Source organism: Flagellimonas alvinocaridis (assembly GCF_004916895.1).
GTDB classification, from domain to species: Bacteria; Bacteroidota; Bacteroidia; order Flavobacteriales; family Flavobacteriaceae; genus Flagellimonas; species Flagellimonas alvinocaridis.
This window is the reverse complement of record NZ_SNTZ01000003.1, coordinates 246864-260020: the sequence shown is the minus strand read 5'-3', so window position 1 is coordinate 260020 and position 13157 is coordinate 246864. Positions and strand designations below refer to the sequence as shown.

11 protein-coding genes are annotated in these 13157 nt (G+C 42.6%); 9 read left to right on the top strand and 2 right to left on the bottom strand.

The features are described 5' to 3' along the window. Positions 1-9 precede the first annotated feature (9 nt). The 8 genes from EZV76_RS08665 (at position 10) to EZV76_RS08630 (ending at position 9121) form a co-directional block, all read left to right on the top strand. Positions 10-957 carry a glycosyltransferase family 2 protein gene (locus EZV76_RS08665; protein ID WP_136566150.1) on the top strand — a complete coding sequence of 316 codons (948 nt, stop codon included), beginning with the start codon at positions 10-12 and terminating at the stop codon, positions 955-957. 53 nt (positions 958-1010) lie between these two features. Then, a complete protein-coding gene (locus tag EZV76_RS08660; protein WP_136566149.1) occupies positions 1011-2720 on the top strand; it encodes a phospho-sugar mutase in 1710 nt (569 codons plus the stop codon). Positions 2721-2724: 4 nt separating this feature from the next. Further along, positions 2725-4551 carry an ABC transporter ATP-binding protein gene (locus EZV76_RS08655; protein ID WP_136566148.1) on the top strand — a complete coding sequence of 609 codons (1827 nt, stop codon included), beginning with the start codon at positions 2725-2727 and terminating at the stop codon, positions 4549-4551. A gap of 605 nt (positions 4552-5156) precedes the next feature. Beyond that, on the top strand, positions 5157-5699 hold the full coding sequence (locus EZV76_RS08650; RefSeq protein ID WP_136566147.1) for an RNA polymerase sigma factor: 543 nt from the start codon (positions 5157-5159) through the stop codon (positions 5697-5699). Between the two features lie 33 nt (positions 5700-5732). Beyond that, entirely contained in the window at positions 5733-6257 is a 525-nt protein-coding gene (locus tag EZV76_RS08645; RefSeq protein ID WP_136566146.1) for a hypothetical protein, read from the top strand. After that, complete coding sequence (locus EZV76_RS08640; protein WP_136566145.1) at positions 6250-6690, top strand: hypothetical protein; 441 nt, start codon at positions 6250-6252, stop codon at positions 6688-6690. Before EZV76_RS08645 ends, EZV76_RS08640 begins: the two co-directional genes overlap by 8 nt. Before the next feature lie 339 nt (positions 6691-7029). Further along, positions 7030-8622 carry a Kelch repeat-containing protein gene (locus EZV76_RS08635; protein WP_136566144.1) on the top strand — a complete coding sequence of 531 codons (1593 nt, stop codon included), beginning with the start codon at positions 7030-7032 and terminating at the stop codon, positions 8620-8622. Positions 8623-8770: 148 nt separating this feature from the next. Next, complete coding sequence (locus tag EZV76_RS08630) at positions 8771-9121, top strand: DUF6515 family protein (protein WP_136566143.1); 351 nt, start codon at positions 8771-8773, stop codon at positions 9119-9121. A 47-nt stretch (positions 9122-9168) separates the two neighbouring features. Here EZV76_RS08630 and EZV76_RS08625 read toward each other — a convergent pair whose 3' ends face one another. Beyond that, positions 9169-10200 carry a WD40/YVTN/BNR-like repeat-containing protein gene (locus EZV76_RS08625; protein ID WP_136566142.1) on the bottom strand — a complete coding sequence of 344 codons (1032 nt, stop codon included), beginning with the start codon at positions 10198-10200 and terminating at the stop codon, positions 9169-9171. Between the two features lie 59 nt (positions 10201-10259). Between EZV76_RS08625 and EZV76_RS08620 the strand changes: the two genes are divergently transcribed. Continuing rightward, positions 10260-11474 carry an RsmB/NOP family class I SAM-dependent RNA methyltransferase gene (locus EZV76_RS08620; protein WP_136566141.1) on the top strand — a complete coding sequence of 405 codons (1215 nt, stop codon included), beginning with the start codon at positions 10260-10262 and terminating at the stop codon, positions 11472-11474. Positions 11475-11549: 75 nt separating this feature from the next. On the opposite strand, the gene EZV76_RS08615 is transcribed toward EZV76_RS08620, so the two are convergent. Then, on the bottom strand, positions 11550-13142 hold the full coding sequence (locus EZV76_RS08615; RefSeq protein ID WP_136566140.1) for an amidohydrolase: 1593 nt from the start codon (positions 13140-13142) through the stop codon (positions 11550-11552). Between the last annotated feature and the right edge of the window lie 15 nt (positions 13143-13157).

Sequence of the window (13157 nt, the reverse complement as noted above, 5' to 3'; positions counted from 1 at the left end):
AAACAAGAAATGCAGATTTCAATTGTAATTCCTTTACTGAACGAGCAAGAATCTCTAAATGAACTGCATGATTGGATTGTACGTGTAATGCAATCCAATCATTTTTTATATGAGATTATTTTCATTGATGATGGCAGTACCGATGGCTCTTGGGAAACCATAACCCAACTTTCACAAAAGGATTCCAATGTAAAGGGAATCCGTTTTTTGAAGAATTTTGGAAAGTCCCAAGCTCTTCATGCCGGGTTTAAAGCTGCAACAGGAGATGTGATCATCACCATGGATGCCGATTTACAGGACAATCCTGAAGAAATCCCTGAATTGTACCAATTAATTGCCCAAGATGGCAATGATGTGGTATCCGGTTGGAAGAAAAAAAGATACGACTCCGTAATCACCAAAAATATCCCATCCAAATTGTTTAATTGGGCGGCCCGAAAAACCTCTGGGGTAAAACTGCACGACTTCAATTGCGGCTTAAAGGCCTTTGACCATAAAGTGGTTAAAACCATTGAAGTCCATGGTGAAATGCACCGCTATATCCCAGTCTTGGCCAAAAACGCAGGATTTTCCAAAATCACTGAAAAAGTGGTGCAGCATCAAGCCCGAAAATATGGCACCACAAAATTTGGAATGGAACGCTTCATTAACGGTTTTTTGGATTTAATTACCATATGGTTCGTTTCCAAATTTGGTCGCCAGCCCATGCACCTCTTTGGCGCTTTGGGCGTTTTAATGTTTGTTGTGGGCTTTGGATTTTCACTTTATCTGGGCATAGACAAACTGTTCTTGCACCCTACAGGGCGTTTGATCACACAACGTCCACAATTTTATATAGCCCTGACAGCAATGATTATAGGCACACAGCTGTTTTTGGCAGGTTTTATTGGGGAAATCATGGTGCGTTCCCGAAAAAATGACACTCGTTACAGCATTTCCAATAAAATTAATCTTTAAGGGCACGTAAACCCATAATCTTTGTATTTTTAAGACAATAAATTAACTGAACTATGGACGACGCCATTACTTCCTCAGCACATGCTTGGCTTACCGATTTTTTTGATGATGCAACAAAAAAAGAAATCCAACACCTGATTAAAAACGACCCGGAAGAACTTAAGGAACGCTTTTACAAGGATTTGGAATTTGGTACTGGGGGAATGCGAGGTATTATGGGTGTCGGCACCAATAGAATCAACAGATACACCTTGGGAAAGAACACCCAAGGCCTTAGTAACTATCTAAAAAAGACCTATTTAGATTCTGACCTTAAAGTCGTTATCGCCTATGATTGCAGGCATAATTCGGACACTTTGGCCAAAACCGTTGCCAATGTCTTTGCGGCCAACGGCATTAAAGTATATTTGTTCTCCGAACTGCGCACCACCCCTGAGCTATCCTTTGCGGTTCGGTACTTGGGCTGTCATGCAGGTATTGTCCTCACAGCTTCGCACAATCCACCGGAATATAATGGCTACAAAGTATATTGGGCAGATGGTGGGCAAATCGTTCCTCCCCAAGACGGAGAAATCATCGCCGAAATAGATTCCCTTTCTTTTGAAGACATTAAGTTCAATGCCGATGAAAGTTTGATTCAACATATCGATAAAGAAGTGGATGAGGCCTTTTTCAAAGCCTCTGTCGAGAATGGCAACTTTAATGCCAAGGGCAAGGGTGATTTTAAAATCGTGTTTACATCATTGCACGGAACCTCCATTACCGCCATCCCTGAAGTACTGAAACGAGCCGGTTATACCAACGTAACGATCATTGAAGAACAGGCGAAGCCCGATGGTGGGTTTCCAACGGTAAAATCCCCCAACCCGGAAGAACCAGAAGCACTGGCCATGGCCATGGCCAAAGCCGAAGAAATTGGTGCTGATATGGTGGTGGGCACCGACCCGGACAGTGACCGTTTGGGAATAGCCGTTAGAAACCTTGAAGGGAAAATGGAATTGCTCAACGGTAACCAGACCATGGTACTAATGACCAAGTTTTTGTTGGATCGTTATAAAGAAAAAGGGTTTAAGGGCAACGAATTTATAGCCTCAACCATTGTATCCACCCCCATGGTGGAACAAATGGCCAAAGCCTATGGAGTAGAATACAAGACAGCCCTGACCGGTTTTAAATGGATTGGCAAAATGATCAAGGATTTTCCCAATTCCAAGTTCATTGGTGGTGGAGAAGAAAGTTTTGGCTATATGGTGGGTGATTTTGTCCGTGACAAGGATGCCGTTACCGCTACCCTACTCGCTTGCGAAGCTGCCTCAAACGCGAAGGCCGAAGGAGGTTCTTTCTATGAGGAGTTGATTGACTGTTTTGTCCAATTTGGCTTTTACAAAGAAAAACTCATTTCCTTGACCAAAAAAGGCATTAGTGGTGCAGAGGAAATCAAACAAATGCTCAAAGATTTTAAAGAAAATCCTGTGGAATCCGTCCAAGGATCAAAATTATTGTGGATTGAGGACTACAACACCTCCATTGCCAAAAATGTACAGACCGGAGAAGAAAAAACCATCGATTTACCCAAATCCAACGTACTGATCTACGAAACCGAGGACGGCACCCGAATTGCTGCCCGCCCCAGTGGCACAGAACCTAAAGTAAAGTTTTATATCAGTACAAATACCAAATTGGACAGGGCCGAGGATTTTAAATCCGTAAATTCGCAGTTGGATACCAAAATTGACGGTATCCTTTCCGAACTGAATTTGTAGGTGAATGAACTACTTTAAAAAAATTCTCCGTTTTGCGGGACCTTACCGTAAATATGGTTTTTTGAATATTTTCTTCAATATCCTCTATGCACTTTTCAGTGCATTGTCCTATGCTGCCCTTATCCCAATGCTCAATGTGCTATTTGATAAGACCCAGCAAGTGCACACCCCTCCAAAATTAGAAGGTATCGGTGGATTGAAAGATTACTTCATGGACTACATGAACTACCAAGTCACCCAATATTCGGGAAATGACCCTATGAAAGGGCTTATTTTGGCCGTGGGACTAATCTTGTTCCTGTTCCTGTTCAAAAACATCTTCAACTATTTGGCCATGTACTTCATCACGTTTTTACGGAATGGGGTGCTCAAGGACATCCGAAACAAGATGTACGAAAAGATTGTGGACCTGCCCATTTCCTACTTTTCGGAAAAGAAAAAAGGGGACGTCATTGCACGGATCACTTCCGACGTACTGGAAATACAACATTCTTTCCTCTCCATTTTGGAATTGATCGTACGGGAACCCCTCACCATATTGTTCACGATCATTGTAATGTTCCTGATCAGTGTAAAGCTTACCATTTTTGTGTTCATTTTTATTCCCATCGCCGGAATGATCATTTCCAGGATCGGGAAATCCCTCAAACGCAAATCGGACCGGGTCCAAAAGGAACAGGGCGAGTTCCTGTCCATCGTGGAAGAGACCTTGAGCGGATTGCGGGTCATCAAGGCTTTCAATGCAGAATCCAAATTCTTTAAGACCTTCCAAAATTCAACCAGTCGTTTTTTCAAGTTCTCCAACTCCTTACTGAACCGACAAAACTTGGCATCGCCAACAGGAGAGTTCTTGGGGATTTTAGTGTTTGGGGTACTACTTTGGTTTGGAGGCCGAATGGTATTGCTGGAAGGCTCGTTAGACGCGGCCTCCTTCATTTCCTATATGGGTCTAGCCTTCAATATATTGACTCCCGCAAAAGCCATCAGTAAGGCCTCCTACGGGGTTAAAAAAGGGAATGCCGCCGCAGAACGGGTATTGGAGATCCTGGAATCGGAAAATCCTATTAAAGACGCCGAAAATGCATTGGAGAAAACCGATTTCAACCAAGGCATTGAACTCAGCAATATCTCATTCAAATATGAGGACGATTACGTGCTGAAAAACTTCAACCTAAAGGTTGAAAAGGGCCATACCGTTGCATTGGTGGGGCAATCTGGAAGTGGAAAGAGTACCGTGGCCAATCTGGTCACTCGTTTCTATGATGTCAATAAGGGTGAGATTTTGATTGATGGGACCAATATCAAACAAATCTCCAAAAAATCACTTCGAGGACTAATGGGACTGGTAACACAAGACTCCATTTTGTTCAATGATACGGTAAAGAACAACATCGCCATGGGCAAGGAAAATGCCACCACCGAAGAGATTGTGGCTGCGGCCAAAGTAGCCAATGCCCACGAGTTTATTATGGAACTTCCGCATGGTTACGATACCAACATTGGGGACAGTGGCAATAAATTGAGCGGCGGACAAAAACAGCGACTATCCATTGCCAGGGCGGTACTAAAAAACCCTCCTATCATGATCTTGGACGAAGCTACTTCGGCCTTGGATACTGAAAGCGAACGTTTAGTACAGGACGCCTTGGAGAAAATGATGAAAAACCGTACCTCCATTGTTATTGCACACCGCTTGTCCACCATCCAAAATGCAGACTCCATTGTGGTACTGAACAAAGGTGAAATTGTGGAACAGGGCACCCATGAAGAGCTGATGAAGTCACAAAAAGGCTATAAAAAGCTAGTGGAAATGCAGTCATTCTCATCCTGAAAGGAAGACACACATTTGAGAAAACTAGTGCAATTTGTGTCATACCCCTAAAAGTTCAAATATCAAGTTCAAGCTCAAACCATCTTTGCCCAAATTTTGGTTTCCGATTTCTGATGTCTGAATATTTAACACTTGAATAGATTTCTCGACTGCGCTCGAAATGACATCCGGTACATTTGTGCAAATTAGTGCAATTCGTGTCAGACCTTTTGAAAGTTCAAGTTCAAAATCAAGTTCAACACTACCTAAATGCTGGTTTCCGATTTCTGATGTCTGAATATTTAACACTTGAATAGATTTCTCGACTGCGCTCGAAATGACATCCAGTACATTCGGGCAAATTAGTGCAATTCGTGTCAAACCTTTGAAAGTTCAAGTTTCAAAATCAAGTTCAACACTACCTAAACGCTGGGTTCCGATTTCTGAGGTTTGATTTCTGGATTAGTCACCCCAAAATAGATTCCCCACAGCTCCTCTGACTTCGCTCAGGACAGGGCTCAAAATGACAGTATCACATTGATGACTGTTCATTGTCCATTGAAAATTGCCAATTGCATTAAACCTTTTACCCTATCTTAGTCAAAGCACCAAATTGTACGGACATATTGATTGCCGAAGAAGCACTAGTCAAGGAATTAAAACAAAAGGAAAGTCGGGCAAAGGCCTTTGAAGTGTTGGTTAACACCTATAAAGAGCGCTTGTATTGGCATATACGCCGTATTGTGCTTGATCATGATGATACGGATGATGTGCTCCAAAATACTTTTATTAAAGTGTATAAGAATATTGACGGTTTTAAAGGTGAAAGCAAACTGTATTCTTGGTTGTACCGTATCGCCACCAATGAATCCCTGACCTTTTTAAAGCAGAAGTCCAAGAAAGCAGACATCAGTGATGAGGAACTCAAAAACCGCATGGTGGAGAACCTGCAATCCGATGTATATTTTGAAGGGGACGAGATCCAATTGAAATTGCAAAAGGCGTTGGCCACCCTGCCGGACAAACAAAAATTGGTCTTTACCATGAAATACTTTCAGGAAATGAAATATGAGGATATTTCCGAAGTACTGGAAACATCGGTCGGAGCGCTAAAGGCCTCCTACCATTTAGCCGTAAAGAAAATTGAATCGTATCTTAAGGAAGATTAAACCTTTAGCGTATTTAAGAGTCGAACTAAAGAAATGAAAAAGGACAAGAAAAATAGCTTCAATACTCCGGAAGGTTACTTTGAGAACTTCAATGAGCGACTTATGGGCCGCATTGAAAAAGAGGTTCACTCAGAGTCCATCATCCCAAAATCAGATGGTTTTTCCATCCCTGAAAACTATTTTGACGAAATCACCCCAAAAATCATGTCCAAAACAACAGGGGAAGGCGGCAAGGTCATCCAGCTAAAATCCTACAGAACGTTCTACTATGGAGCCGCTGCCGTGGCCGCAGTCTTTGTTTTGGTCTTCGGCCTCAACTGGAAATCCACTACTACCGTTGCGTTTGATGACCTGGCGAATGCCGAAATCGATGCGTATTTTGAAAGTAATGAACTGGATATCAACACCTATGAACTTGCCGAACTGATCTCATTGGACAATGTGGAATTGAACGATGTCTTGGAACAGGACCTGGATGCCGAAAATATTTTGGAATATTTGGATGAAACCGTAGACGATATTGACGAACTAAACTTAGATTACAGCGATTATGAATAAAAGAATACTCATACTCTTTGCTCTGTTAATGGGGACCGCTTACTTGCACGCCCAAGGTCCGGCAAGGGATCGCATAAAAACCTTAAAAGTGGCTTTTATAACGGAAAGGGTTGGGCTAACCAGTCAGGAAGCACAACAATTTTGGCCCATATACAACGCCCATGAGGAAACTCTGGAGAACATCCGAAGAAAGGAACGTAGGGAATTACGCTCTAGAATATCGTTGGCCCAAGATTTGACCGACAGCGAATCTTCCGCCCTACTGGACACCCTCATGGCCCTTCAAAAAGAAAAACATACTACAGAACAAGATTTCATCTCAAAAATCAGGACCGTCATTTCCGCCAAAAAAACATTGCTCCTCCTAAGGGCTGAAGAAGACTTTAAAAAACGATTGTTGCAACAGTACCGAAAACACAATGGAGGTGATTAATGGTCCTCCCTTTTTCCTGTCTTTTTATATTCCCAGCACTTTACCTATAACTCATTTAAGCGTATTGATTGGACGATTTTTACGCTCCATATCCATTCTACAAAATACACTACTACATCTTTGCGATTAAACTGAATTCGTTAACAATAATCCTCTTACTTTCAGTGTTTTGCCGTATCTCAACACAAAAAAGTATCAATTGAAACTACCCATCCGTCAAATCAAATGGGCCATTCGTAAATCGGATACAAAAATCAGCCTTTCAAAAATAGACCTTGCGGCAGCATCTAAAAGGGATGTTCACTTTAATCAAGTGTCTAAACAACATAATTTAATTCTATGAAAAAAGGTCTATTGAACGTTTTTATGAAAAGAAATCTTTTACACATCTTCGCAATTACTTTATTGATTTGGAGCTGTAGTTCTGATGATAGCCCACAACCTATCCCAACTGGTAAAACTGATGAAAAACCTACACTATCGGAGCTTCAGGGAGAGACTATGGGCAAGTTGACCGAAAATGGAAAACCTACTGTATGGAAAATTGAAACAGCCCAACTTTCCGCAGGAAGTGAAATACTGGACGTTACCAGCAATTTTAATGTCGCTGATGATGAATTCATTTTCTCCGGAAGTGTTTCCAATGGTTCTTTGGAATGGCGAAGAGGCCATGATCTGAACATGTCCGCATCTTCTATGGATGAAACTTTATTGGATTATTACCGATCTCCCAAAAGTTCCGCATTCTCTTTTGTGGGTGAAAGCAGTTCTGATTTGGTTTCAGATGACTTTGATATAAATGTCGCCCCAGACGGAACAATAACCGCAACGATTTCGGGTTCCGGTTCCGACACTTCAAAAAATGGAACCGTAACAGGTAAAGGCGGTATAGGTGAATTGGTCATGACATTGGTCAAAAAAAATCCGGATGATTACAAAGCACCTCCAACTGGCGGACTTCAATTCTCCGAAGCTTTTCGGTTTGGATCCACCTCCATTGAAGGATATTCCCCAGGAATGATAGGGTCTAACAGTGACAATAGCTTCTTTTTGGTAAACAGGGAAGATGCATTAAAAGAGAATGAAGCCTGGGGACCAGAGCGAGTCATCAAATTTAACATTGATGATTTTTCACAAGAGGAATATGTTTATACCAATCCTGAATTTCTGGATAATGGAGCCTCCAAGCAACTTCATGTGGTCAACAATGAACTGATTGCCTTTGGAGGACGGTATGTCAACACTTACGATCTTGATCTTTCGGGCGACCCAACAACGGTGCCTCATGGTCTTGTATCGGAAGAGTTTGACTCAGAAATCATGTTTACTCGATTTGGTATTGCCGTGCAAGATGACAACGTTTATGTTATCGGTGGAGGTTTTGTGCCATCCGAAGGTTTTGATACTAAAGAGGCTAGAAATATTTACAAATGGGATTTGGAGACCATGACCCCTACCCTTTTTGCATCACTCCCAGAACGGCGTTATGGAGCACGCGGAACCATTGTAAATAATAAAATGTATGTTTTTGGTGGTTCATTGGGTTTTTATGATGACACTCCCACCAATACTATTTACGTTATCGACATGGATAACCCGAAAGATATTCAGACGCTGGCAATGCCCAAGAAATTAAGCTTCAGTTTTGTACAGAAACATCAAAACTTGATTTATGTGGCAGGGACAACGTTACAATTTGACACAGAAGGCAATCCAAGTGGAAGAGAATCCACCATACATGTATTTGATACCCAAGATAACAGTATCACGGAAATCTCCCATAACTTAAATAACCCTGATGGCTTCCATTCCATACATCAAATGGCCTTGTTCAATGGAAAAATGTTCGTCATCTATGGAGGTATGCAAGGAGAGGAATTGCCCAATAGTATTTATGATGAATGGTTTATTTATGGAGCAGACCTAGAATAATGCTTCAAAAGTATTGACGTTGTAAATCACCGCCAAGGAAGCATCAATTTCATAATAATCCTTTAAAGGAGCCATTTGGCTCCTTTTTCAATTAAACCATTTCCAAAACCATTGGTCCTATTGATATAAATCTTTAAAACCCGCAGTTATGAAAGGCTTAAAATTAATACTCGCAACCATGGCGTTTTTTGGACTGACGATGGCCGCTAACGCCCAACGAACCGTAGTGAGAACATATCCAGCTTACGGAACGGTAGTGACCACAATATCCAGACCCCGTTTGGTGGTCCACAAAAAGAAGAGCTTTTACTATGCCGATGGCATTTGGTATAAAGCCAAGGGCAAAAAATATGTGGTCTGCGCAGCTCCCAAAGGAGTTAAGATATCCGTTTTGCCAAGAAGTTCAAAGGTTGTCTATGTCAATGGCAGAAGACTGTACAAGTATAGAGGCGTTTTCTATAAAAGAGCAGGACGGCACTATGTTGTGGTAACCGTATAGTTTTTTGGTTTTTTGAACATAAGAGCGGCGGAATAGCGTCGCTCTTTTTATTTGAAGACCAATTTTGCAATCCTATGCTTCCCTGCCGCATAAGCCACTGTATCGTTCAAAAATCGTAAGGTATAAAAAGACTCCTCGCTCATGGATTTCCAGCTTTCACCTCCATTAGCGGAATATGAAATCCCTGTAAAACCAACAGCCACCAAACCTTTCCCCTTGGAATTGGGCACAAATTGCACACAACTTTTATAGCCCGGTTCTTGACCATCGGCAATTAAATCCCATGTTTTCCCACCATCTTGGGTGATTATCTTGTTGGCGGTATTGGCGTCCGGTTGGGTATAATCCCCACCTATTGCAAAACCTATACTTTCATCATAAAAAGCCATGGAATAGATACCTTGCGTAGGTTCTTGGTGAATGATGGGACTCTGCTGTACGCTCCAAGTGGCTCCCTTATCAGAAGAATGATAAATCCTTCCTTCCGTAGTTGCCACCCACACTGTATTCCCTACAGCTGAAATATTGGTGTTGCTCGCTGCAAAGGCTCCTTCCCCCTCTATCCCCTCTGGAAGATGTTCACAGGATATTTTGGACCAAGTTTGTCCACCATCTTTGGTAAGAATAATGGATAAACACCCATTTACACTATCGCCAACTGCAATCCCTTCCATATCGTTCCAAAAAGCCATGGCATCATAAAACACCCCTTTACCCTCTTCGGTATATACCACTTCCATTTTACCTTGGTCACCAGTTTTGTACAACAAGGCCGGATTGGCCACGGAAAGCATAAAAAAATCACTGGACGTATTTCCAACAGCCCTAAAATCAGGGACAATGGAATCATATTTCTGGATATTGGTCCGTACTTTTTCGGTCCTTACATCCACTGTTCCATATATTCCCTTACTTCCTGCAAAGGCCAACGTATTGCTGTCCAAAAAAGTAATGGCCCTAATGCTTACCGAATCCTCATAAACGGGCGTGATGGACACCCCTTGAAACGGCTGTTGCTTTTTTTCATCAACACAGGAAACCAAGATTAGGCCCAATAGCACACAAATAGAAAATCGCATAGTAGATATTTTGCTATAAAAGTAAGTAGAAATGATACCTTTGCAACTTATTTTACACCATGCGTTTACATCGAAATCTTGTTTTTGCCGTTATTGATGCCCTACATCTTATTTTTAATGAGGGTGAATATGCCGATAAGGTCATTGAAAAAGTACTGCGGTATGATAAGCGCTGGGGTGCACGTGATAGAGGATTTATTGCAGAAACAACCTATGACATTGTTCGATGGAAACGGTTATACACTGAAATTGCCGAGGCCCATGAACCATATACCCGTCCCCACTTGTTTCGATTGTTTTCGGTTTGGTGTGTGTTGAAAGGAATCCGAATCCCAGATTGGAAACAGCTGGAAGGTACTCCTGAGCGTCGCATAAAAGGACGGTTTGATGAGCTTTCAAAAATTCGAAAGTTTAGGGAATCCATTCCCGATTGGATGGATGAACTGGGTGAAAAATCCTTGGGCAACAAACTTTGGACCAAGGAAATCGCCGCACTCAACCAGCAGGCGGATGTAATCCTCCGTACCAACACTCTAAAAATCCAAAAAAATCAACTTCAGTCCTTTTTGGCCAAGGAAGATATTGAAACCGAAACCTTGGCTGGCTATCCTGACGCCCTGCAGCTCAAAGAACGGAAAAATGTATTTGTCACTTCCGCTTTCAAAGATGGACTTTTTGAAGTACAAGATGCCTCATCACAATTGGTGGCTCCTTTTTTGGAAGTTGAACCTGGACACCGTGTCATCGATGCCTGTGCCGGAGCAGGCGGTAAAACCCTTCACTTGGCTGCCCACATGCAAAATAAGGGACAGTTGATTGCCTTGGATATTTATGAAAGTAAGCTCAAAAAACTAAAAGTCAGGGCACGTCGCAATGGTGTCCATAATATGGAGACTCGTGCCATAGATTCCACCAAAGTGATCAAAAAATTGTACAACAGTGCCGACCGATTGTTATTGGATGCCCCATGTTCCGGTCTAGGGGTCATCAAAAGAAACCCTGACTCCAAATGGAAGCTCGAACCTGAGTTCATTGACCGCATCATGGGGGTTCAACAGGACATTCTACAGAACTACAGTAAGATGCTCAAAAAAGGTGGGCAAATGGTCTATGCTACCTGTTCCATCCTTCCCCAAGAAAACTCGGAGCAAGTCAAAAAGTTCTTGGAATCCGAAAATGGAAAGGATTTTGAGTTCATCAGAGAGAAAAATGTCTACGCCTCAGAAAGTGGTTTTGATGGGTTTTATATGGCCTTGATGAAAAAGAAAGCCTAAATACTGTCACATCGAGCGCAGTCGAGATGTGCCTAACGGTTTTCGGCCACACTCGATATGACACATCAAAAAATCCTATTCTTTTACCGTTGGATACTCTACACCCAATTGTTCCAGATAGGTATCGTATTTGGTTTCATCGTAATAATATTTTTGCAGTTCCGAGCGGTAGGTCTCCTGTTTATCCTTGTTCAAATAAGTGGGCGGCATATCGTCTGCAGCAATCATAGGCTGATATTTGGTTTCTTTGCTCTGTTCATTGTTGAAGTAGTCCCACGCTCCTTTGAGCAACTCAGGATTTAAGAAAAAGTCCAATAAGGTCATGGCTTCGGCTTTGGCCCCGGCCGTAACTCCTTTATGGGCAATTGGGGTGGCCATAGCTATAGCGTTGCTCCAATGATGACCCTGCAATCCGGGGATATTGGAAGGAAAACGCATGGTAACCGTGGGCACTTTCCAAGAGATATCACCAATATCATCCGAACCACCGCTAACAGGCTCCAATACAGGAAGTCCCAGCTCCGCCAATTCGGTAGGAAGGCCTTCAATCTTCTCCGAACCCACTTCTGTCTGGACAGCTTTGGCCAGGGCTTGGTCGGCCGCAGACCAAGTAGGCAAGCCTACTTGTTTAATGTTTTCATACATGGTTTCCGCAATCACCTTATTGTAATGTCTAGGCCATGCCGTCCCCAAAACCCTAGAGGTCATGGTAGTTCCAGTCATTAAGGCCGCTCCTTTGGCAATATCGTTGGCTTCGGCGTACATTTCCATGATACCTTCATATTTAATATCCCTAAAATAGAACCAAATAGCCGCTTTGGACGGAACTACATTGGGTTGATCGCCGGCATCGGTAAAAATGGAATGGGAGCGTTTGAGCGGATGCAAATGCTCCCGTTTGTAATTCCACCCAATATTCATCAATTCGGCAGCATCAAGGGCGCTTCTTCCACGCCATGGAGCGCCGGCAGAATGGGCCGCTTCCCCTTCAAAAAGATATTCAACGGAAATCAAACCCGTTCCACGGGTTGGTCCCCATGAAACCCCAAAATTATTGCCTACGTGGGTAAAAATACACATGTCGATATCATCAAAAAGACCATCACGAACGTACCACGCTTTTGCCGCTACCAATTCTTCGGCAATACCAGGCCAAAGAATCAAAGTGCCACCAATATTCTCGCGTTCCATAATTTGCTTTACGGCCAAAGCGGAGGTGATGTTCAATGGAATTCCCGAGTTATGCCCTTCCCCATGTCCAGGTGCGCCTTCCACGATGGGTTTGTGATATCCTACTCCCGGATATTGCGATGCCTTTGGAATACAGTCCACATCACTTCCCAAAGCAATTACAGGTCCATCACCGTTGCTCCATGTAGCAAACCAAGCCGTGGGAATACCAGAAATGGAATGCTCAATGGCAAAACCATTGTCTTCTAGAATCCCTGTAAGGTATTTGGAACTCTCCACTTCTTGAAAACCAAGCTCGGCAAAGCTGAAGATTTTATCCACCATCACTTGAGATTGTTTTCTATGGCCTTCCACGATTTGGGCGACTTCGGCCTTTAATTTTTCAACTTGTTTTTTGGAGTATTTTTTTTGGGCGGTTGCCGGTGCAATACAACTAAGAAGCAGCACCGCTGATAACAAGGTTTTAACAGTTTTCATGTGGTTGGGTTTTGA